This is a genomic window from Nostoc sp. NZL, from assembly GCF_015714705.1.
In the GTDB taxonomy this organism is placed as follows: domain Bacteria; phylum Cyanobacteriota; class Cyanobacteriia; order Cyanobacteriales; family Nostocaceae; genus Nostoc; species Nostoc foliaceum_A.
This window is the reverse complement of record NZ_WBKL01000210.1, coordinates 1-23,494: the sequence shown is the minus strand read 5'-3', so window position 1 is coordinate 23,494 and position 23,494 is coordinate 1. Positions and strand designations below refer to the sequence as shown.

Below are 23,494 nucleotides of genomic sequence, written 5' to 3'. Positions count from 1 at the left end.
TATCGGGCAAAGTCCGCTCAGAACAGTATTTTCGTTTTAAATTAGGAAATAGGTAATTGATTAAACTATCACCAATTGCCAATCCAAAATTGCCACCGGAGATACACGCGGATATACGCTGAGAATGTTTGGATAATTGGAGATTATGGACTAGAGACTAATTCTCTTCCCAATTCCCAATCCCCAAGCCCTAAACTAAAAATCAAAATTCCAAAATTATAAAGATGCAACCTACAGATCCGAATAAATTTACTGATAAAGCCTGGGAAGCAATTGTTAAATCTCAGGATATAGTCCGTGCCTATCAACAACAGCAACTAGATGTTGAACATTTAATTATTGCCCTGTTAGAAGAACCCACTAGTCTAGCAATACGTGTTCTGGCTCGATCTGAGGTCGATCCAATCCGCTTCCAACAGCAGCTAGAAGCCTTTACCCAACGTCAGCCGAAAGTTGGTAAAAGTGATCAGCTCTACCTTAGCCGTAGTTTAGATGTTTTACTAGACCGAGCCGAGGAAGCTAGAGTCAGAATGAAAGACTCCTACATTTCTGTGGAACACATACTTTTGGCCTTTGCTGAAGACGATCGCGTTGGACGAAAGATACTCAAAGGCTTTAGTGCAGATGCAGCTAAATTAGAAGCTACTATCAAAACCATTCGCGGTAGCCAAAAGGTGACTGATCAAAGTCCAGAATCCCGCTATGAAGCTTTACAAAAATTTGGCAGAGATTTGACAGAACAGGCAAAATCTGGAAAACTCGACCCAGTGATTGGGCGGGATGACGAAATTCGGCGGGTAATTCAAGTATTGTCTCGTCGTAGCAAAAATAACCCTGTGTTGATTGGTGAACCTGGGGTAGGTAAAACTGCGATCGCAGAAGCTTTAGCACAGCGAATGGTAAATGGTGATGTTCCCGAATCTCTGAAAAACCGCCAACTCATCTCTTTAGATATGGGCAGTTTGATTGCTGGGGCAAAATACCGGGGTGAATTTGAAGACCGTCTAAAATCTGTTCTCCGGGAAGTTACGGAATCTAACGGTCAAATCGTCCTGTTTATTGACGAACTGCATACCGTAGTTGGCACCGGTTCCAATCAACAAGGGGCAATGGATGCCGGAAATCTGCTCAAACCAATGCTGGCGAGGGGAGAACTGCGTTGTATTGGCGCTACTACCCTCGACGAGTTCCGCAAACACATTGAGAAAGACGCTGCTCTAGAACGCCGCTTTCAACAAGTATTTGTCGATCAGCCAACAGTGGAAAATACTATTTCCATTCTGCGGGGATTGAAAGAACGCTACGAAGTGCATCACAATGTCAAAATTTCTGATTCGGCGTTGGTAGCAGCAGCAACTTTGTCAGCACGTTACATTAGCGATCGCTTTTTACCAGATAAAGCAATTGATTTGGTGGATGAAGCAGCAGCACAGTTGAAAATGGAGATTACCTCCAAACCAGCGGAATTGGAAACCATTGATCGCCGCCTCATGCAGTTAGAAATGGAAAAGCTATCATTAGCTGGCGAAGAAAAGGGTACTCCCCAAACGAAAGAACGTTTGGAGCGCATTGAGCAAGAAATTGCCGATTTAACGGAAAAACAGCAAATATTTAATGAGCAATGGCAAGGTGAAAAGCAGATATTGGAGGCTATAAGCGCCTTAAAGAAAGAAGAAGATGCCTTGCGAGTGCAAATTGAACAGGCAGAACGTGCTTATGATCTAAATAAAGCTGCCCAACTGAAGTATGGCAAATTGGAAGGAGTGCAGCACGAGCGCGAAGCCAAAGAAGCGAGCCTTTTAGAAATTCAAAACCAAGGTTCCACGTTGTTGCGAGAACAAGTCACCGAAGCCGATATTGCCGAAATCGTCGCTAAATGGACAGGAATTCCCGTCAATCGCCTATTGGAATCAGAACGGCAAAAATTGCTGCAACTAGAAAGTCATCTACATCAACGAGTTATTGGGCAAGAAGAGGCTGTAGAAGCGGTAGCAGCAGCGATTCGCCGCGCCCGTGCGGGAATGAAAGATCCCTCGCGTCCCATTGGTTCATTTTTGTTCATGGGACCCACAGGTGTGGGTAAAACCGAACTCGCGCGTGCTTTAGCTCAGTTTCTCTTTGATTCTGATGATGCCTTGGTGCGCTTGGATATGTCTGAGTATATGGAAAAACACTCAGTTTCTCGGTTAGTAGGAGCGCCTCCAGGATACGTAGGCTATGAAGAAGGCGGCCAGCTTTCCGAGGCGGTTCGCCGCCGTCCTTACTCAGTGGTGCTGTTGGATGAAGTGGAAAAGGCGCACCCCGATGTGTTCAATATTTTATTGCAGGTTTTGGATGATGGGAGAATTACTGACTCTCAGGGAAGGACGGTAGATTTTCGCAACAGCGTTATTGTGATGACCAGTAACATTGGCAGCGAACATATCTTGGATGTATCTGGTGATGATTCCAAGTATGAAACGATGCGGGTTAGGGTAATGGAAGCCTTGCGATCGCATTTCCGCCCCGAATTTCTCAACCGCGTTGATGATATTATTCTTTTCCATGCCCTCAGTCGCACGGAAATGCGCCATATCATCCGTATTCAACTCAAGCGGGTAGAAAATCTTCTGCGCGAGCAAAAAATCTTCTTTGAGATATCCCAAGCAGCTTGCGATCACCTTGTCGAATCAGGCTATGACCCAGTTTATGGTGCGCGTCCACTCAAACGCGCGATTCAGCGAGAAGTAGAAAACCCCCTCGCCACCAAGTTATTGGAGAATACTTTTATCTCTGGAGACACGATTATCATTGACAAAAATGAAAATGGTCTGTCTTTTAGCAAAAAAGTGCTGGTGAAGGTGTCAGTACCACAGATTGCTACATAGTCTGAGAAGGCGATTAGAAATCGTAGAAGCGGTAAAGTGAATAAGCGATCGCTAGGTGTCCAGATCACCGACTTCTCAAAGAAGTCGGTGATCTAATTTTCCACAAATGATTTACGATTACTATATGTATGTGCGATCGCTGTTAATTTAAGTTGCTTAAAACTGATATTTAATATACAAATTTCATACTTCTTTTAAGCATTTTCCTTCTGATTTGCATAGTCATCATAAAGTCCTTCATCTTTTAATATATAGCTATTCAAAAATCCATCATGGTTACGGATGCTTTCAATTTCTTCCGCATGAATTATGTTTTCATCCTCAGTTTCCCAGTCTTCACCATCCAAAACTGAGAATTCTGTTAATTCCGGGTCATTCAAAAAATCTTCGGCTATGGCGGCGATAAAAGGTTCAAGTATTTTGTGACGTTCTGCCAAAGATAGGCTAGCAATTTCTTGGAGAGATAGCTGTTTTTGCTCTTGGGCATTTTCTGACATTTGATTTGTGTTCCTGAAGATGGGTTAACTTTATATTTTGTAATGTATAGGCATCGCTGTTAATTTCAGTTAGTCTTTTCAATCGAAATGAGAAGGCGATCGCTACATTAATCATTACATTAGTTTAGCCTTTCTAGTGGTTATTGAATTAAAGCTTGAAAGCACTTATCTTGCCGAATACTATCAAAATCGGAGTCAGCTTTTGCCCATTTAATACATTGATCATGATTCAAACTAATTGCTTTTTGCAGTTTTTCTAATGCCTGCTCAATATTACCTTTAAGAGCATAACTGCAAGCTTTATTGTACCAAGCTTGGTGAGAATGTGGTTTGATTTTCAGTACTTGTTCATAGGATGCGATTGCCTCTTCATAACGTCCCAAATCATCTAGTACAATTCCCCGATTGTTCCAAGCTTCGTGTTTATTTGGGTTAATTTTCACTACTCGATTATAAGATATGATTGCTTCTTCTTTGCATCCTAAATTGTATAGAGCAATCCCCCGGTTGTACCAAGCTTCGTGTTTATCTGGCTGAATTTTTAGAGCTTGTTCGTAGGATGCGATTGCTTCTTTATTGCATCCTAAATTCCGTAGAGCAATCCCCCTATTATACCAAGCCCAATCGTAATTTGGTTGCAATTTGAGTGTTTTATCATAGGAAGTTATAGCTTCTTGGTAGCGTCCTAAATTGCTTAGTGCAATACCCCGCTTATTCCAAGTTTTGTAATCATTTGGTTGAATTTGTATTGCTTGATCGTAGGATATGATTGCTTCTTCATTGCGTCCTAAATTCTTTAGTGCATTGCCTCTGTTATACCAAGCTTCGTGTTTATCTACTTTAATTTTTAGAGCTTGGTCGTAGGATACAATAGCTGCTTCATATTCTTTCACAGTGATTAACAAGCTTCCCAGTTCAAGTAGTAAGTTAGCCTTACAATTTTCTGTCTGATGTCTTTCCGCTAGTAAGTCTTTAATTTCCAGTATTTTCTCAATTTTTTGTTCGGGGCTAAGTTTCAAGTATTCCTCATAGTCTCCTTGCAACAGCAGGCGATTTGATTCTTGTTCTACTACTTCTGGTGTTGTAGGTAATTCAAACACTCCAGAACGCCAATCAAAAAAATCTGGAGCACGATGAATAAAATAGTTTATCGAAAAAGAACGCAAAATGAAAACAAAGCTAATGGGAAAATCATCTCTAAAACTTTCTCGCTGTTGGTTTAGGTGATTTAAAATATGGGGAACACTGGTTAAATTGCTAAATTGACCTTCTGTGATTTCCCCAAAACTTCTTTTTTCATACTTATATAAAGAATATTCCAAACCTGTAATCAATAAAATCTCAACTTGCTTATCTTTAACAAACTCTGCGACTGGCTGATATAAATTATCAATTGCCTCAATCAAGCGTAAAACTGCAATCTTCTTCTGCGGAATCTCCTGGGGAAGTTTGATAATAAACTTGTCTGCTTCCCCAGGTGTACATTGGACAAAAAACAAACCAAATCCTGATTTCCGCCTCAGTGCGCGAAGCAAGTCTTGATAAGCTTCTTCTGGTTCTGAGGGTAAATCATCATCCCAATCACTTAAATTTGGGTTCATGGAAGTTTCGTTACAGCTTCTTTAAATTCTGGAATTCCTTGAATCAATGGATGAATATCATACCAACGCTGCATTTCTCCATCATCATCAAAATAACGGTATTCTAAAAGACAGCGATTATACATCAAACTCCGATACAAGTCATCATTAATAATGCGCTTAGAACAAGACACTTCCGCTAACAAACACCATTGATGATTTTCCACAGCGCGGCGATAAGTATCTCTGGCTTGAGTAATTGCTCGTCGCACTGCCTTTTCTGAAACAGGTAACTCTTCAGTGCGTCCAAAGGCATCTTGAGTTAACAATAGCAAATTCCTCACGTGACCTCCACTCATTAAACAAAGTCTGTCTAAGGTTTGGGGACTGTCGAAAATTTCCGTTTCTAGTGATAGTTCGGGGGCAATTTGCCGGACTCGCTTGTTAATTACTTCTTTCACTTTCTTGAGTCCTGGCTGATAAATGTCTCCCTTGAGAGTGTTTACCATAATCATCGGCAAAATTTGGGGGTCGCCGTAGATATCTCTGAGGTCTGTTGCCCTTGTAGAATAGACCATTGAAATGGGGACAGTGTAAATCAAATGGCAATCTAAAGCTTGGAGTTGTTCGCTACGATCTAAAAAGACTTCCTCATAGTTGGTGCGTTCTCCGTCTTTGACTAACACCATCCGGTCTAAGTTATCGACAATTACCGCCAGTTTATTGTAGCCATTAGGTAAGTGTTGTTTTGCATCCACCAGAAACTCATTTAACACCTGAATTAAAGTGACGGTATACGGATCAATTTTTTGGCGAATCTTCTGGCGTAATTCAGGAACAGCCCTTAAATTTGCGGTCAACTTGGCGAATTGAGTTAGCTGGGCTTCTACTCCCAGACTCTCAAATTCTATGGGAGTCTGCGCCAAATCTTTCAAATCTTCCCAACGACCTTTCAACCATTCAAGTATCGGACGAGGACTAGCAATTCCTTTTAAATCTTTGAGCAAACGGCGGGTACAGGCGAGGAGTATATCTGTATATTGAGCATCTTCAGAATCGATATCCTCTTCATCAGCCGCAAAATACACAACATAAAATTCCCGATTTTCTAAATACTTCTTTAACCTGAGTAATTCTGTAGACTTCCCCGCACCCCGATGACCAGAATACAATTGGCAAGTATTTGTATCTGCTAATCGCATCCGATTTCCCAACTCTTGTTCAATATCCGCATCTCCGCGCACATCCTGACAATCTACATATTTTGGATCACCTGCGGGTAAGGGTTCAAAGGGGTTAAAGGCATTGTAGAGCTTTGCGAGTAAGTCAGAACTATTAACCATAGGTAAAAAATATTGCAATGTTGCTCATAATAATGGAGATTATAAAAAATTGAGGTATTTGGCAAAAGAAGGAAGAAATCAGTAAGAAGTAAAATACAGCACTAGTATTCTTCTAATCATTGGGTCGAGGTGCTGTTATTTTCACTAGTTTTGCGGGAATCCTGTAGTTGTATACCCACCAAATTAGTGAATCCATCAGATTAGATAGGTATTGTTTATGCAACTCATCACTTCGTTAGATATTAGAAATTCGGAATATTTATCAAAAAATCGGCTCATCAGTTATCACCACCAGTTGCGTCTAATTTTTTCGCTGGGTCATGAGGTAAAAAACGTTCTGGAAATTGGGATTTTTAATTCCCTATTAACAGACCTTCTGAAAAACAATGGATACAATGTCTTCACCGCTGATGTTGACCCCAACCTCAAGCCAGAAATGATTTTGGATTTGACAACAGATTTTTCATTGCCAAAAGATAAATTTGATGCAATCGTCCTGTTTCAAGTGCTGGAACACTTCCCTTACGAACAGTCAGAACAAGCACTGAAAAAACTTGCCGAAGCAACCAAGAAATTTTTGGTGATTTCGATTCCTTATTGCACTCAATACTTGTCATTTCAGATCAAAACCTCTTTTTCTGGTAGACCAAGGCATTTATTACTCAATGTGCCAAAATTCTGGAGTACAAAGCCAATATGTGACGAACACTACTGGGAAATGGGTTTAAAAGGATATCCGAAAAAGCGGATTTTAAACTCTGTTGTCAATGCTGGGTTAACTGTTAAGCAAGAATTTATCGATCCTACTTACCCGTACCACTATTTTTTAGTGTTAGAAAAAACTAGCATAAATACTTAGATATGTGTCTCAACTAAGCTAATAAAGCTGCGGTCAAAATCGGGAGTAGGGAAATCCGAATCATACAATGGGGGCAAACAACGCTCAAAAAAGGAGCGATCGCCTAAGCTATGCTTTTAAAATCCTAATTGGTATCATGCTCTCCTGTGTTCTCCGGGTTTATCCTTGAAAACAGAGGGCTAGGCTGTATTAGCCACTATCATCATTTCAGATACTAACATCGAAAATTACCAATTATGCTAGAACAAGGCACTATCAGTATTCATACTGAGAATATTTTCCCGATCATCAAGAAGTCGCTTTACTCAGATCACCAAATTTTCTTGCGGGAACTGGTATCCAATGCTGTAGACGCTATCCAAAAGCTGAAAATGGTATCCCGCGCCGGAGACTATGCTGGAGACATCGGCGAACCGGAAATTGAAATTGCCATTGACAAAGATAAGAAGACTCTCTCCATCTCCGATAACGGTATCGGGATGACCGCAGATGAAGTTAAGAAATATATCAATCAGGTTGCCTTCTCTAGTGCTGAAGAATTTATTCATAAATATGAAGGCAAATCAGATCAACCGATTATTGGTCACTTCGGTCTTGGTTTCTACTCTTCCTTCATGGTGGCGCAAAAGGTAGAAATTGATACCCTCTCCTATCAAGAAGGAGCACAGGCGGTTCACTGGACTTGCGATGGTTCCCCAGCTTTCACCCTAGAAGAATCGCCCAAGACAACTCGCGGTACTACTATTACTCTCAGCCTGCAAGGAGAGGAGGAGGAATTTCTAGAGTCAGCACGGATTAAGAATCTTGTCAAGACTTACTGCGACTTCTTGCCAGTACCAATAAAACTAGAAGGCGAAGTATTAAATAAGCAAAAAGCACCGTGGCGAGAGTCTCCGAGTAATCTGAGTCAAGAAGATTATTTAGAGTTTTACCGCTACCTGTATCCTTTTCAAGAAGAACCTCTGCTGTGGGTACATTTAAATACAGACTATCCCTTTATCATCAACGGGATTCTGTATTTCCCCAAAATGAGGCCGGATGTAGATGTTACCAAAGGGCAGATCAAGCTATTTTGCAATCAAGTTTTTGTTAGCGACAACTGCGAAGAAATCATCCCGCAATTTTTGATGCCGATGCGGGGTGTGATTGATAGTACCGATATTCCGCTAAACGTATCACGGAGTGCCTTGCAAGGCGATCGCACCGTGAAGCGAATTGGTGATTATATCGCCAAAAAAGTAGGCGATCGCCTCAAAGAACTTTTCCGCGATAATCGTGAACAATACATTAGTGCTTGGAAAGACCTCGGCACCTTTGTTAAATTCGGCGTTCTCAACGACGAGAAATTCAAAAAACAAATCGAAGATATCATCGTCTTCCGCACTACCGCCAAGCTGACAGAAAAAGTTGCTGCTGAAACTCCAGTGGTTGAAGTCCAATCTTCAGACGGGGATGCTTGGCAAGATGTCACTCCCTCGCCCAGTGCTGAGAACTCAGCGCCCAGCGCTCCTTACACCACACTGAAAGAGTATCTAGAACGCAACAAAGAACGTAACGAAAACCGAGTTTTCTACAGCACCGATGAAACAACCCAAGCTACATACATAGAACTACACAAAAATCAAGGCTTGGAAGTCCTGTTTATGGACTCCTTCATCGACACTCACTTTATCAACTTCTTAGAGCGGGAATATCAGGATGTTAAGTTTACGCGAGTAGACTCAGATTTAGATAATACTCTGCTGGAACAGGATAAAGATAAGGAAATTGTCGATCCTAAGACAAACAAAACCCGCAGTGAGACTATTAAAGAGTTATTTGAGAAATCTCTCAACAAACCCAAACTCAACATCCGTACCGAAGCGTTGAAATCAGAAGATCCTCAAGGTACACCACCTGCGATCGTTCTTCTACCAGAGATTCTGCGCCGCCTGCGAGAAATGAATGCCATGATGCAGCAGGGGACAGCAGAGTTTCCCGATGATCACATTTTGCTGGTGAATACTGCTCACCCGCTAATTCAAAATCTGGCCAATCTTAACCAAGGTAGTATTATTCAAGGTGACGGTCAATCGCCTAACGATCAGTTAGTTAACTTGATTTGCCAACACGTCTATGATTTAGCGTTGATGTCTCAGAAAGGATTTGACGCTGAGGGAATGAAATCCTTCGTCGAGCGATCGAATGAGGTACTCACTAAGCTGACGGAACAAGCTAGTAAATAGTGCTGAGTTAGGAGTTAGGAGTTAGGAGCTAGGAGTTAGGAGTTAGGAGTTGGGAGTTAGGAGTTGGGAGTTAGAAGTTGGGAGTTAGAAGTTGGGAGTTATTTCTGCCGCCACTCCCTACTCCACTTCTGTTGCCTAAGACATAGAATGGAAAGGCTGTATTAAAATAAGGATCTGGAGATAGTTGCTATGTCTCGTCGCTGTGAACTAACTGGTAAGAAGGCAAATAATGCCTTTGCTGTTTCCCACTCTCACCGCCGTACTAAACGCCTTCAGCACGCTAATCTGCAAAGCAAGCGTGTTTGGTGGGAAGGCGGAAATCGCTGGGTGAAGTTAAAGCTATCTACCAAAGCAATCAAAACCCTACAAATTAATGGGTTAGAAGCAATGGCCAAAGAAGCTGGCATTAACCTGAATCATTACTAAGTAATGTAGATTTTATAATCTGATACTTTCATCAGGTGGAATACAGGTAATTCGTAGGGGCGTGCAGCTAGCTGTGCGCCCCTAACGCCTATCACCAAGGCGGCGGGAAGCCCACTTGCGGGGTGTCGATAGCCGCCCCACCGTCGTTAACTGTTGACTGATGACTGATGACGGTTGACGGTTGACGGTTAACAGTCATCAGTCTTTCGTGTTGTTCCATCCCCTTTTAGGGGTGGGATGAGCTTAAATATTGAGTAGTAGGCTTTGTATATTTTGAATACTGATGGTGGCAAGAGAGAAATATGTATTGATTACACCACGGTTAAAAATGGGTGTCTTTGAATACAGATGCTTATCAGTCTTTTATTTTTCAGAACTCCTACATAGAAAACCGTAGAGTGAAGAAAAAACCTCTGGAGTCACCAGAGGTTTTGGTTCCTGATTTAGTTTCTACTAGTTACTACAACTTGTCCTCAGTCATTTCCCGATAATGAACGAAATTATTTAACTCATCCCACCCCTTGAAGGGATGGGGAGACAATTTCCCCTTGTCTCCCCATCCACCTGTTCTTTGGACTTGGTGGTAAAAAATAATCAAATTCAGATATCCCCGAACCATTATCTGCGATCGCAACCGCATCAACAACACTCGTTAATAAAGTCAAAAGCGTTGAATCATTCGTGAGTATTGCAATTTTCACAAATAAAATAGGATTTATATATATATTGAATTCGCTATCAAGTCAATTTTATCTGACTTCTTCTAAGGGTCTTCGCGCAAAATACCAAGTGTCCATAGTCTTTAGATATTTTAAAAATTAGGAACTAATTTTATTGGCTTAATTTTAGTAAAACCTGTCTCCAGATAGAGCAAGTTCGTTGCAAACGCATCTACAGATTTTTTTTGCTAAACTAGATTATTTTCATACTATAGATAGATATGCACATATCAAATATGGCAGATAGTAATGTATGTAGTTTTCCTACTATGGACAGATGTAGACTTACTATGAATTCATGAAAATACTGTATTTGTTAGCAACTAATAAGTTAGGTATTCTGCGGTTTGGCTCAACAAGTAATTTTAAATTAGCAATTATTATTAAAACAAAAATTTTAATTATCAACCTATTATTTTTCTAAATTAAATGATTTGTAAAATTTTAGTAAACTATTTATCAAGGTTTGATAAATATTTATTGTTTTTTCTAAAAACTATTGACTAGATGTAAGATTATTCTTAAATAAAGAATAGTGGATTACGAAAAAGATTTAGTGGCTGTCACTTTTGGGTTGAATTTTTATTCTAGATAGTTTAAAGTTTATGACTATCTGCTGATGAGAAAGTAGTTAGTTTTAGGATAGTCTAAGAAGTAGATTTGCACTCATACCTGACCTTGACCCTTTTTAGATTCTAATTAACGAAACAAGATTAAACCTCTTGTTGATAATCAACGCTAAACCTACCTAAACATTAGTAGGTTAATCTCTGAAACCGTATTGTAGAATTCAGTAAAATCATCAATATAAGGGCTACCCGAAGGCTGGAAAGTGTTTGCCTATTACCATCAACTAGGGGCGAATGGTCTTAACCAATACCATTATTGCACCGGGCTTCAGGAAAGTCTGTCAAATTCTAGCGGCTAGCCAGTGAGCAGTTTACTGGTTTTAAGTATTTTTATTCCAAGTGAAAACCATTAACGCCGATTTTCGATTTATTAAAATCTGAGTCGGCGCAGTAATATCCCTCCTAAATTCTCAGAATACTAGGGGGAAATTCTTAGCCTTATTTGCACACTACGTCAATCTTGAATCAACTTCTAGGACTAATTAATGTTGCATTTGTGTATCCTGATTTATCAGGATTTTAACAACAGATGCGAAAGACAAATTTGATCACATTTGACAGTTGGCGGCAACTGATAAAAATTATGTCAGAATACTTCAGTCAAGAGAAAGCTTTTGAATGCTACGACATGCACGAAAGCAAATTTTTAACGCCTTTTCAGAGGAAGGCACTGCTGAAAAATTTGCAAGCTAATTTACAGCCAGAATATCGCCGGCGAATTGAAATTATGTTGCTGGCGGATATGAGTAAATCTCAAAGTCAAATCTGTGAAATATTAGGTTGTTCGCAGGAAATGGCGCGGTACTGGATTGGCATAGCAGAGGCGGGCCTAGCGCACAAATGGAATGAGCGACCAATAGGTAGACCCAAGACTGTTAACGATCAATATATTCAACGTTTGAAAGAATTGGTTAGTAATAGTCCCCGTGAATATGGCTATGCATTTAGCTACTGGACAGCCCAATGGTTGAGCAAACATTTAGCAAATGAATTTGGCATTGCAATTACCGATCGCCATGTTAATCGCCTGCTTAAAAAAATGGGACTTTCTACTAAGCGCAAAAACTCTTGCCCACCACAAACTGACCAGAATAAGGATGCTGGCATTACAATCTGCGACTTGCAATCTAACTCCGAACCGAGTTTGCATTGGTCATTTAATCTAATTCAGACCAATAACTAATACTGTTTTGGAGGTCAGAAAATGCCATCAGCGTTTTCCCAGCAATATTTAGCTGAACAAATCGCCCAAACCTTGGGTAAGTCGCTGTCAAAGGAAGAACTTGACACATGTCTCAGAGGGCTGGAAATTGTTGAACCACAAGTAGCAAAGCAGTTTTGGCAAGCAACTACAGCCGAGCCAGGAATTTATATTGTCCTGAGTGGTAAAGTCAGACTGCTGGATAGCTCTAACAACTTAATCACCACCCTCTTGTCTGGAGCATCATTTGGCGATCTGACTCTATTTCCAGAAAAGGAACTCCGTCCTTATGTTGCTAGAGCTTCGGTAAACTTAAAGCTTTGCTATATCAACCGAGAGACTTTACAAGAGCTAATTCGCATATCGTTTAGCATCCGCGATCGCCTTTTAAGACGTGCAGAAGTTTGGGATTTGCTGCTGTTATGCTGCCACAACTCCTTAATTGGGCATAATGGCTCTGTTGAGGAGATGTTCAAAGCCTTATCCCTATTTGAGCGGCACAATCTGGAGAGTGGTTCCTTGAGTGGTAACGTCAGCAAAGATATCAAGCTTTGGTTACTACATCGGGGAGAACTGCTGCATTCTAACGGGCGAAGATTGACACCTGGAAACATCTACGTGAATCCAAAACAAGGAAGTTGGCAGGTAGCACAACCAGCGATCGCTTACAGTTTGAGCAATGCTGATTGGCAAACAGCATTACAACATTGGCCGCAATTAGCAGATTTAATAGACTTCCAAGAGCATCAAGCTGGGCTAGGGATAGAGGACAGGGGACAGAATATAAGGGACAGTGTTTCCCAAAACCCAATTCCCAATTCCCAATCCCCAATCTCCAGCGTCGAGCCAAAACAAAAGCAAAAAAGACAACGGGCGTACTTTCCTAGCCCAAGATTGAGGGCGGGGCATTGGTTGGGACGCTTAACTAAACGGTATCCGTTCTTTGAACAACAAAGCGCCTCTGACTGTGGAGCATCTTGCTTAGTGATGATTAGTCGCTATTGGGGTAAGCGCTTTAATGTCAACCGCATACGGGATTTAACCAACATCAGCCGTAGCGGGGCATCAATGCGGGGTTTAACAGCGGCGGCAGAAAGTATCGGCTTTGCAACCCGTCCGGTGAAAGCTAGCTTTGATAAATTAGCACAACAACCCTTACCTGCGATCGCTCACTGGGAAGGTAAGCACTACGTTGTCCTCTATGAAGTCAATAAAAAACGTGTGATTATTGGCGACCCGGCCATCGGTCAACGCACCCTTACCCCTAGCGAATTTAAAGCCGGTTGGACTGGTTATGCGTTGTTACTACAACCCACAGACGTACTTAAAGCAACCCAGGAAGCAGTTACACCATTTTGGCAGTTTTTTGATTTAGTCAAACCCCACTCCCAAGTACTGCTAGAAGTCTTTATGGCTTCGGTGTTGATTCAGTTATTTGGACTAATTACACCTTTATTTACTCAGCTGTTGTTAGACCGAGTAATTGTGCAAGGTAGCACCCTAACTTTAAACGCCGTTGGTTTAGGGTTGCTAATTTTTGGCTTTTTCCGGGTTGCTCTTAATGGATTGCGACAATATCTACTAGATCACACGGCGAATCGCCTGGCAGTAACACTGCTTGTAGGTTTTATTAAACATACCTTTCGCTTGCCTTTAGCCTTTTTTGAATCGCGCTACGTTGGTGATATTGTGTCTCGCGTCCAAGAAAATCAAAAGATTCAGCGCTTTCTAACTGGAGAAGCACTATCAATTGGTTTGGATTTAATGACAGTGTTTGTCTATGTGGGATTGATGTTTTGGTATAGCTGGCAAATGGCATTGTTTAGTTTAGCGATCGTGCCGCCTTTTGTACTATTAGCACTGATAGCTACACCGTTCTTGCGTCGCATCAGCCGCGAAGTTTTTAATGCTTCAGCTACAGAAAATAGTTATCTGATCCAATCCCTCACAGGTATTCGCTCAGTTCGCTCTATGGCAATTGAGCAAACAGTCCGTTGGCATTGGGAAGAACTGCTGAATAATGTCATTAAAAAGACCTTTAGCGGCCAGATAATTAGTAACCAGCTCCAAATTTTCAGTTCTAGTATCGAAACACTGGTAACCACAGGATTACTTTGGTTTGGTGCATGGCAGGTAATTCAAAACCAACTGACCATTGGACAATTAATTGCATTCAATATGTTGTTAGGAAATGTCATTCGACCTTTCCAACGACTCGTTGTACTGTGGAATCAATTGCAAGAGGTGATTATTTCCACTGAGCGGATTAATGATGTCTTAGAAGCTGAACCAGAAGAAGATTTACAATATCAACCCCGCCAGTCTTTAGGTAGTTTACGTGGTCATATTATATTTGAGAATGTGACTTTTCGTTATCACCCAGAAAGCGATATTAACGTGTTAGAAAATCTCAGTTTTGAAATCAAACCTGAGCAAACTATAGCGGTCGTCGGGCGTAGCGGTTCTGGGAAAACTACTCTCTCCAAATTGATTTTAGGACTTTATCTGCCGACGGATGGCAAAGTGTTGATTGATGGTCAAGATATGACCAATATTTCTCTGCGATCGCTCCGCTCACAAATTGGTGTTGTAGATCAAGATACATTTTTGTTTGGCGGTACGATTCGAGACAATATCAGCATTGCTCATCCAGAAGTTTCCCCAGAAGAAATTATTGAAGCGGCGCGTCTAGCAGGAGCAGATGAGTTTATTAAGCAAATGCCAATGGGCTACGAAACCCAAATTGGTGAAGGTGGGGGTATGTTATCCGGTGGACAACGCCAACGCCTAGCGATCGCTCGTGCTTTGTTAGGAAATCCCTGCTTCTTGGTATTCGATGAAGCAACCAGTCACTTAGATGCTGAATCTGAGCGGATTATTCAGAACAACCTCAAAAAGATTCTCCAAGGACGCACAAGTTTAATCATTGCTCATCGTCTCTCCACCGTGCGTCATGCTGACTTGATTTTAGTTTTAGATCGGGGCATTTTGGTCGAAAGCGGTACTCACGATCAATTAATCGCCAAGAAAGGTCATTATTTCTATCTCAACCAGCAACAACTAGCGCAAACAGGTTGAAAGGGGCTGGGGGATGAGGAATGGAGGGACAAGGGGAATTAGAGACTCGTTCATCCACCTTTGATACTCGTTCATCTACCTTTGATACTCATTCATCCACCTTTGATACTTGTTCATCCACCTTTGATACTCGTTCATCCACCTCGAAGGCTCATTAATGGAGTTCAAATACTCATTAATGAAGCTCAGAACCTCAAATCTATCAATCCCCCATGCCTAATCCCCAATTATTATGCCAAACCCATCTAATAATTCATCATCCGCCTTTGCTATACCAAAGCAGGCTGAATTTCACCTGGTTGAAGACGCAAGTGCCATTCTTCATCCTCAGACACAAAAAACATCTGAAGCAAACGATTGGTTTTATGGCACCGAGGAACTGCTAGATGCCTTACCAAGGATCTGGACGCGCTCCATGTTGTATTTGCTGATAGGCTTTGCTGGGATCATTTTACCTTGGGCAATGCTTTCTAAAGTTGATGAAACAGGAAGTGCTAGAGGGCGAATGGAACCTGAAGGAGCAACCCAACAATTGGATAGTCCAGTTACTGGTAGCGTTACTGCTGTCAACGTCAAAGAAGGCACAACTGTAAAAGCAGGACAGGTTTTGCTTGAATTGGAGTCTGATGTGCTGCGAACGGAATTGCAGCAGGTGCAGACAAAACTAGAAGGTTTATTAAATCGGCGATCGCAACTGGATCTCCTAAAAAACCAAATTCTCCTGACGATTAACATTCAAGAACAACAAAATAAATCCCAAGAATTAGAAAAAATTTCCCAAGTTAGTCAGGCGCAGCAAAACTTTGATGCAAAACAGAGTACTTATAACTTACAACGACTGGAAAAACTGGCTCTAGTGGAACAGGCTAGCCAGAATATCAGTTCTACCCAGATTGCTCAAAAGTTAGCCAAGAGTCGTTTAAGCCGAGATTTAATAGAAGTTGCACGTTATCGCCAGCTTTTGCGACAAGGCGCGATTCCCCAAACCAAAGTTGTGGAACTAGAAAAGATCGCAGAAGAAAGCCAACGTTTGCAGGAACAAGCAAAATCTAATATTACACAAGCCCAGTTGCGGTTAAAAGAAGAACTGAATCGTTATCAGTCGCTAATGAGTCAAGCTGGCTCAGATATTCAGCAGGCAAAACTTCGCCTGCAAGAGCAGCAAAGCAGCTACCGCAGTGTGGTGCAAGCAGGTAGACTGGCGGTGCTAAAAAATCAGGAACAGCTTAAAGACTTACAAACACAAATTACTAGCCTGCAATCCGAAATTGCTCAAACCGGAAGCCAAATCACATCCTTACAGCTACAGATGCAACAACGAGTAGTGCGATCGCCTATTGATGGCACAATTTTTGAGTTGCCTATCCAAAAACCAGGCTCAGTAGTAGAACCGGGACAAATGATTGCCCAAATTGCGCCCGACAATGCTTCCTTGATTCTAAAAGCTCAAATGCCCAACCAAGAAAGTGGTTTTTTAAAGGTGGGAATGCCAGTTAAAATCAAATTTGATGCCTATCCCTTCCAAGATTATGGGGTAGTAGAAGGGCGTGTCACTTGGATTTCACCTAACTCGAAAGTTCAAACGACTAATCAAGGTAGCATCGAAACCTATGAGTTGGAAATCTCCCTAGTTCAGCCCTATATCCAAACTGCCAACAAACGTATTCCTCTAACACCAGGTCAAACAGCAAGCGCAGAGGTGGTTATCCGTCAACGCCGAGTGATGGACTTTATCCTAGATCCGTTTAAGAAGTTGCAAGAAGGTGGTTTGGAGCTTTAGTAATTACACTATAGGTAGGGGCGCACAGATAGATGTGCGTCCCTACAAGGGGTTATGGTTCAAATAAATGAAAAAGGCTGTAAGCCAGCTATGGTAAGGAAATTTTAGAGTTATCCTCCGTCGTTGATCGTCTATGCGATCGCACAAATTATTGTCCTTAAAGTAAATCAACTATAGCCCAACAGCATCAGATAAGAACAAAAAACTTGTAGAGACGGCGATTTATCGCGTCTCAAAAACCCAAAATTTTTGCCAGTAGCCCTTAACTGAACCTTATTGAACTATAGCCCTACTTAATCATTTGTGAATAACGAGATACCCGATTTATTAGAGAAGTCGGGTATCTGAGCAGTGCAATTTAATTTGTATAAAGCATGACTATTTTTTATTAGTATAGATATTTTATTTTGATTGTTTATTTTTACATGTTTCTTTTTCTGCTAGTATATCTTTACCAAATAATAAAAATCATTAAACACTTCAAAATTATTTTATTGTTGCACAAGATAAAATATTTAGGTTACTATTAACCAAAGGCAATAATAAATAATTAAATCTAAAAGCCATTATAGATATAATTAATATTGTCTGAATAGCACTAATAACGTCCTATTAATTTAGGTTAGCAATTGGAGGAATTAGATGATGTCAAATGTATTGACTGTTTCTCCTGAGGATATTCTTGACCACATAAAGCTTGCTTGCCAAATCCCTAGTATATTGGAGGCGATCGCAACTCGAAAAATTGTTGAATATGAAGCGAAAAAGGCAGGTATTCAAATTGGTTTAGAAGAACTACAACAGGCCGCAGATAGCCTGCGTTTAGCCAACCGACTTATCAAAGCAGAAGATACCTGGGAATGGTTAGAAAAATATCATCTTTCTTTAGACGACTTTGAAGCAATAGCCGAAACTAAGCTACTGTCTGCCAAGTTAGCCAATCATTTATTTGCAGACAAAGTTGAACCATTTTTTTATGCACACCAACTAGATTACGTTGGAGCAGTAACTTATGAAGTTATATTGGATGATGAAGATTTAGCTCTCGAACTGTTTTATGCGTTGCAAGAAGGTGAAATTAGTTTTCAAGAAATCGCCCGCCAATACATTCAAAATACAGAAATACGCCGGGCTGGAGGATATCAAGGAATACGTCTCCGCACCGATTTTAGACCGGAGATCGCAGCAGCCATCTTTGCTGCTAATCCCCCACAAATTCTCAAGCCAATAACTACTCCAAAAGGAGTGCACATAATTGCCGTTGAGGAAATCATTAAACCTCAATTAGACGAACAGCGACAGTTGAAAATTATCGAAGACTTGTTTACTAATTGGTTAAAGGCACAAATTGCCAATATGGAAATAGTGACAAAATTCACAAAGGATGTCAGTCCTCAAGTATCCAAAGATGTGTTAATACAGGCTTAATTCTGCTTCTAAAAATGCTTAACAGTAAGTTGTGGCGGAAGTTTGTCTATCTTGAATAAACAAGGGGTTTAAGCCCCTTGTTACGCCCCAAGTCTTGTTCAGGACTTACGCAAAATACTTCTCAAACTCCTATTCCTCCGTGTTCTCTGTGCCTCTGTAGTAGCCTGCGGCAAGCTGCTTCTCTACGAGACGCTTCGCGAATGCGTCTACGATTTTCCGTTACCTGTCCGTAAGTCCTATTAACAATAGGACTTACGCAAAATTATGAAAAAACGAACCGCCAAGTACGCCAAGTACGCCAGGTAATAAGAGTTGTAGAGGGTTTTTGCGTAAGCCCTGGTTAATTGAGATAATAACACCAGTTGCTCATGAGGGTTTCCCCTATGAGCAACTGGCATGCGAATTTTATGAGACTGATGCTATTTTTTAATATTTAGTTTTAACGACGTTTATCACTACGCCCTTGAATCCAGGCTGACTCTAGTTTAAAAAGTCCTAAATTCCCAGAATCGGCTTGATGACAGTTTGCTTTGCGAAATCGGCAGTTATTTTTGATTAATCGAATGTAGGTACGCGAGGGTATGTATTTGAGAGGATTGTAGCCACCAAAACGTAGGATTAAAACACAAGCCCAGGAATACTTTCCAGCAGAAACAGCTTTGACTATCTGTTCCAATTCTTCATTAGTAAAGTTAAAATTGTGATCTAATTGTTCATTAGACTCGGAAAATTCTTGAGTCATATAATTACCTCGTCAGCGAAAATATGATCTTCAATCAGGAATCAGGAGTATCACGTCCAGCGGTTTAGAGATTCAAGGAAGTGTAGATATCATCCGAGTTGGCATTGAGATAAGGACGTTTCAATTCAATTTCCCATAATGAGAAATGTCGCAGAATTGCTGACATCCTATCTGCTGGCGTATTATTCCCTAGTTGCCAAGCTTCAACCAAACCATTAGCGACAATTTGGCAGCGGTGTGTACCAAAACTTTCTTGGTCACCAAACTTGCGGTCTGGTTCTTCAGCGATCGCTAACCCTGGTGCTATAAACTTGGTAAATAAAGGTACTTGCTCCTGAAAATGCAATTGATTTTCTCTATATACTCTCTCTAAGACTGGACGAACAAGTTCATAGTCCTTTTTGTCAAAATAAAGCACTGCTGAGTCGTAACGCCCATAATCGGAAGGGTTGTACAATGCTTTAAATGAGAAAGCAATAGATATAGCATTGAGTTGGGTAGTCAAATCGTTCATGACTGCAACTGAACCTTCTGGGGTCAAGTTGAAGTACACACGCACCAGAGTTTGATAATTTCGAGCCATAGCTGCATTAGCAACTGCCATATAAAATCCGTTTTGTACCAGATTATTAGGCATTCTGATTGCTACCGAGTCACCGATATTAGCAGCTTGTTGTAAGCTATCAGGTTCAATGTGTAGCCTCAAACCATTCTTATGCACCACCAAACTACCATCGATGTCTTCTTTGACAACCAGCCAATCATGATTCCAGTAGCCTACACCTCTGTTATTTTCATGTAAGCGATCGTAAAAAGCTATATCTACGCCGTATAACGTATTGTTTTCGAGATTTTGGTTCACAGCCAAATTCGTTGCTTCAGCGTTGGATGACAAAAGACTTTTCGATGAGCCGTTGTAGTAGAGAGCGTAAAGAAAACTACGTAGTTGATGACTCAAAAACTTATTTTGGAAATCTAAAGATAATTGCTGAAAGTGAGGGACTATTGATTCTGGTACTTCCACCGGGTCAAAGTCTGGATGTTTAATACAATGGTAGGACTGGATTTCAACCTTATGAACGATATCTTGTAGTGATATCTGCAATGACTCTGGAATATCTGACAGTTGATTTGCCAGCGAATCTAATAGTTGCATAAAACCTTGCCTGTCAATGATGTGGAGAGATAGGGACAGACAAACAAAAATGTTTGCGTCCCCTTGTTGACTTTGAATTTATTTTGAAGCGGGAGATAAGTTAATCGGAGAGAGGGCTGATGCATCTACACCAAAAATTGTTGATATCGATGCTTCTGGACGGCATAATAAACTCTTAGCAACCTGGAGTATGCAAATACCTTTATTACCAAAGGTTTTTTCGTGCTGGAGTTTGGCTTGAATAGCTTTAATCAAAGCAAAACCGCAAAACTGCATAACCCTCTGTAAGAAATCAGGACGATGTTCTAAAATTTCAGGGAAAGCAGTAAGATAAGCAGTTATTAACTCTCTAATAGAAGGTTGGAGCAGATGTAGAGGAGTTGTTGCTAGGCGTAAAGACTCTTGAATCGCCATTGTTTTACTAGTCATCATGCTATGTAGCCAAAGTTGTAAGTAGCTGGCTATCAGTGTTCCTAAATCACTAGCAGGATCTCCCCAAGCGCCGCGTTCCCAATCAATCAATCGAATAATACTCTCATCTGAGGACGATTCATCAAAAGCAGCTTCTTCCCAACTCAGAGATAGGAGAATATTGTTCAGTTTCAGATCATTATGGGTTAAACAACACGGCGTGAAAGCATTAGTCAACTCTGCGATCGCCTCTCCTAAACTATCATAACGTTGATAAAGAGACAAAAATTTCAGTCCATCGGTGGGCAACTTGCCAAAAACTGCCGGGGTAACTCTATCCATTCCAAGATTCAGGTTAGGAGTTCCTTGTTTGAATGTATTCTCATTTTGGAAAAACTCCTGATAGTCTTGACGGTTAATAGATAGACGATGGACTGATGCCAAGGTGGTTCCAACTACCCTGGCAATTTCTATAGGAAAGAATTTCAATTTCTTTTCGATATAAAAATCCATCAAATCCCGATAGTTAGTTAGATAATTGAAAACAATGATGGAATTCTGAGCATCAAAATGTACTGCCTCCGACAAATATGAGCGAATATCGCTTAGTTCTGGGAAGGTTTGCAAAAACTTGTGAACTCGCCATTCTTTTACAAACTCGCCAGCAGTCTTTCCCTCTCGTTTATAAGGTTCTTGCTTAATTAGGAGTTTCCGCTCATCTGGCAAGCTGATTAATAAGTTAAAGTTTTTAGCAGGTTTTAGCTCGATTTTGCTTAAAGACTTTTCATCTTGAGTACATAATCCATGAAGAATTAGGTAATCAAAAGCATTTTGAGAACTCAATAGAAATGATGCCATAGCTTCACGTCGGGGTCAAGATTAACAACTAAAAATTTTGCACATTTAGAAGACATTAGTAATAGATAAAAACCTATTATGCCCACCTAATTATGTCTACAATAATCATACAAGTCCTACTATTATCTTCGGTTGTATGAATAAATAATCAAGAGAATGTTAAAACAAGTCTAGAAATGTTTAACCTTTTGACTGGATGTACTATTGACTATTGAATGATTTTGCTAACTCTGTAACTCCATAGATAGTAAATGCCAACAACGCAAACTGAAGATTTTTCACACTATAGTTAAGAATTTGAGCAAGAGCGTCATCTGCACCAGCATATATAGATATATAATCTACGTTGCTCACGCCTATGAAAAAACTTTCTGAATTAGATGTATGCAGATCAGAAATGGTGATTCTTGACATGGATTTCGATTCCCAGAAGACATTGATCAATTAGTCAAGGTGAGCCAAGTTAAGTATTAATTACTTAATCATCTCGCTCGGTAGTCAGGAAAAAACTAATAAAATTGATCAACTGCTCTAATTGAGCTTGATGAAGCTGTAAATTACTTAACCTAATCGGCTATCCTGGTTTTTGGTAATCAAGAAAGCTGATTCTTGAAATCTTGTCCTAAAATAATTGTCACAGTTGAGAAGATTTGGTAGCGATTAAGCAATACATACATAGCTTAATCGCTAATTCCAAAAGTTTCACAGAGCAATGTAGCTCAGTAGTAAATTACAAGAAAGTATCAGATTCGCTGAATGACTTGATGATGTGTGCGGTCAAGCTAGCTCCAAAGGCTAACAATCCAAACTCTTGTGCCTTAATGCCGTAAGCTAAAAGTGGCTCTAGTCCGTCAGCAACATTGGAAACTTCACTACCACCACCACCATAAATAGTGATGGAATCAACATTGTTCAGGTCGTTGAGGAAGCTTTCAGAATCTTGGAACAGTTCAGAACCAGTGGTATTTAGTTGTGAAAGAGCGATACTCGCCATAATTTTCTCCTAAAATAATTGTTACTGTTGAGCAAATTTATTTGGCAGCGATTAAGCTGTATATTGCTTAATCGCTAATTCCAAAAGTTCCACAGAGCAATGTAGCTCAGTAGTAAATTACAAGAAAGTATCAGATTCGCTGAATGACTTGATGATGTGTGCAGTTAAGCTAGCTCCAAAGGCTAGCAATCCGAACTCTTGTCCCTTAATACCGTAAGCTAAAAGTGGCTCTATGCCCTCGGAAACGTCGGAAACTTCACTACCACCACCACCACCATAAATAGTGATGGAATCAACATTGTTCAGGTCGTTGAGGAAGCTTTCAGAATCTTGGAACAGTTCAGAACCAGTGGTATTTAGTTGTGAAAGAGCGATACTCGCCATAATTTTCTCCTAAAATAATTGTTACTGTTGAGCAAATTTATTTGGCAGCGATTAAGCTGTATATTGCTTAATCGCTAATTCCAAAAGTTCCACAGAGCAATGTAGCTCAGTAGTAAATTACAAGAAAGTATCAGATTCGCTGAATGACTTGATGATGTGTGCAGTTAAGCTAGCTCCAAAGGCTAGCAATCCGAACTCTTGTCCCTTAATACCGTAAGCTAAAAGTGGCTCTATGCCCTCGGAAACGTCGGAAACTTCACTACCACCACCACCACCATAAATAGTGATGGAATCAACATTGTTCAGGTCGTTGAGGA

21 protein-coding genes are annotated in these 23,494 nt (G+C 40.6%); 10 read left to right on the top strand and 11 right to left on the bottom strand.

Translation table 11 applies throughout. The annotated features are described in order from the left end of the window. Window positions 1–224 precede the first annotated feature (224 nt). Window positions 225–2,867, top strand: coding sequence for an ATP-dependent chaperone ClpB (clpB, locus tag F8R90_RS31570; RefSeq protein WP_196514012.1), 2,643 nt, complete (start codon window positions 225–227; stop codon window positions 2,865–2,867). Window positions 2,868–3,061: 194 nt separating this feature from the next. Here the strand turns inward: clpB and F8R90_RS31565 are convergent, their stop codons facing one another. From F8R90_RS31565 to F8R90_RS31555, 3 genes are all read right to left on the bottom strand, one after another. After that, the gene (locus tag F8R90_RS31565) at window positions 3,062–3,364 is read right to left on the bottom strand and encodes a hypothetical protein (RefSeq protein ID WP_196514011.1); all 303 of its coding nucleotides are present in this window, start codon (window positions 3,362–3,364) and stop codon (window positions 3,062–3,064) included. A 140-nt stretch (window positions 3,365–3,504) separates the two neighbouring features. After that, entirely contained in the window at window positions 3,505–4,965 is a 1,461-nt protein-coding gene (locus F8R90_RS31560; RefSeq protein WP_196514010.1) for a tetratricopeptide repeat protein, read from the bottom strand. Continuing rightward, a complete protein-coding gene (locus F8R90_RS31555) occupies window positions 4,962–6,287 on the bottom strand; it encodes an AAA family ATPase (RefSeq protein ID WP_196514009.1) in 1,326 nt (441 codons plus the stop codon). Before F8R90_RS31555 ends, F8R90_RS31560 begins: the two co-directional genes overlap by 4 nt. 217 nt (window positions 6,288–6,504) lie before the next feature. Here F8R90_RS31555 and F8R90_RS31550 point away from each other — a divergent pair, with 217 nt between their 5' ends. The 4 genes from F8R90_RS31550 (at window position 6,505) to F8R90_RS31535 (ending at window position 10,288) form a co-directional block, all read left to right on the top strand. Next, complete coding sequence (locus F8R90_RS31550; RefSeq protein WP_196514008.1) at window positions 6,505–7,146, top strand: class I SAM-dependent methyltransferase; 642 nt, start codon at window positions 6,505–6,507, stop codon at window positions 7,144–7,146. Between the two features lie 236 nt (window positions 7,147–7,382). Then, window positions 7,383–9,371 (top strand): molecular chaperone HtpG, encoded by a 1,989-nt coding sequence (htpG, locus tag F8R90_RS31545; RefSeq protein ID WP_196514007.1) that lies wholly within the window; start codon window positions 7,383–7,385, stop codon window positions 9,369–9,371. A gap of 189 nt (window positions 9,372–9,560) precedes the next feature. After that, a complete protein-coding gene (rpmB, locus tag F8R90_RS31540) occupies window positions 9,561–9,797 on the top strand; it encodes a 50S ribosomal protein L28 (protein ID WP_100900070.1) in 237 nt (78 codons plus the stop codon). Window positions 9,798–10,129: 332 nt separating this feature from the next. Continuing rightward, a complete protein-coding gene (locus F8R90_RS31535; RefSeq protein ID WP_196514006.1) occupies window positions 10,130–10,288 on the top strand; it encodes a hypothetical protein in 159 nt (52 codons plus the stop codon). An 18-nt stretch (window positions 10,289–10,306) separates the two neighbouring features. Here the strand turns inward: F8R90_RS31535 and F8R90_RS31530 are convergent, their stop codons facing one another. After that, window positions 10,307–10,498: a hypothetical protein gene (locus F8R90_RS31530; RefSeq protein ID WP_196514005.1), complete on the bottom strand. Its 192-nt coding sequence runs from the start codon at window positions 10,496–10,498 to the stop codon at window positions 10,307–10,309. Between the two features lie 1,230 nt (window positions 10,499–11,728). On the opposite strand from F8R90_RS31530, the gene F8R90_RS31525 reads away from it, so the two are divergent. From F8R90_RS31525 to F8R90_RS31505, 5 genes are all read left to right on the top strand, one after another. Further along, a complete protein-coding gene (locus F8R90_RS31525; RefSeq protein ID WP_196514038.1) occupies window positions 11,729–12,328 on the top strand; it encodes a helix-turn-helix domain-containing protein in 600 nt (199 codons plus the stop codon). A gap of 21 nt (window positions 12,329–12,349) precedes the next feature. Then, entirely contained in the window at window positions 12,350–15,424 is a 3,075-nt protein-coding gene (locus F8R90_RS31520; protein WP_196514004.1) for a peptidase domain-containing ABC transporter, read from the top strand. A 20-nt stretch (window positions 15,425–15,444) separates the two neighbouring features. Beyond that, window positions 15,445–15,582 carry a hypothetical protein gene (locus F8R90_RS31515; protein ID WP_196514003.1) on the top strand — a complete coding sequence of 46 codons (138 nt, stop codon included), beginning with the start codon at window positions 15,445–15,447 and terminating at the stop codon, window positions 15,580–15,582. 74 nt (window positions 15,583–15,656) lie between these two features. Further along, window positions 15,657–17,204 carry an HlyD family efflux transporter periplasmic adaptor subunit gene (locus F8R90_RS31510; RefSeq protein WP_196514002.1) on the top strand — a complete coding sequence of 516 codons (1,548 nt, stop codon included), beginning with the start codon at window positions 15,657–15,659 and terminating at the stop codon, window positions 17,202–17,204. A 645-nt stretch (window positions 17,205–17,849) separates the two neighbouring features. After that, a complete protein-coding gene (locus F8R90_RS31505; RefSeq protein WP_196514037.1) occupies window positions 17,850–18,632 on the top strand; it encodes a peptidylprolyl isomerase in 783 nt (260 codons plus the stop codon). 439 nt (window positions 18,633–19,071) lie between these two features. On the opposite strand, the gene F8R90_RS31500 is transcribed toward F8R90_RS31505, so the two are convergent. From F8R90_RS31500 to F8R90_RS31470, 7 genes are all read right to left on the bottom strand, one after another. Next, a complete protein-coding gene (locus F8R90_RS31500; RefSeq protein ID WP_196514001.1) occupies window positions 19,072–19,374 on the bottom strand; it encodes a HetP family heterocyst commitment protein in 303 nt (100 codons plus the stop codon). 64 nt (window positions 19,375–19,438) lie between these two features. After that, entirely contained in the window at window positions 19,439–20,530 is a 1,092-nt protein-coding gene (locus tag F8R90_RS31495; RefSeq protein WP_196514000.1) for a T3SS effector HopA1 family protein, read from the bottom strand. 78 nt (window positions 20,531–20,608) lie between these two features. Then, window positions 20,609–21,799, bottom strand: a complete 1,191-nt coding sequence (locus F8R90_RS31490) for a phosphotransferase family protein (RefSeq protein ID WP_196513999.1) — start codon at window positions 21,797–21,799, stop codon at window positions 20,609–20,611. 201 nt (window positions 21,800–22,000) lie between these two features. Beyond that, window positions 22,001–22,213 (bottom strand): hypothetical protein, encoded by a 213-nt coding sequence (locus tag F8R90_RS31485; RefSeq protein ID WP_196513998.1) that lies wholly within the window; start codon window positions 22,211–22,213, stop codon window positions 22,001–22,003. Between the two features lie 316 nt (window positions 22,214–22,529). Next, complete coding sequence (locus tag F8R90_RS31480) at window positions 22,530–22,793, bottom strand: hypothetical protein (protein WP_196513997.1); 264 nt, start codon at window positions 22,791–22,793, stop codon at window positions 22,530–22,532. 117 nt (window positions 22,794–22,910) lie between these two features. Then, complete coding sequence (locus tag F8R90_RS31475; RefSeq protein WP_196513996.1) at window positions 22,911–23,177, bottom strand: hypothetical protein; 267 nt, start codon at window positions 23,175–23,177, stop codon at window positions 22,911–22,913. 117 nt (window positions 23,178–23,294) lie between these two features. Further along, window positions 23,295–23,494 (bottom strand): hypothetical protein (locus F8R90_RS31470; protein WP_196513995.1); only part of this gene is annotated, 200 nt, incomplete at its 5' end.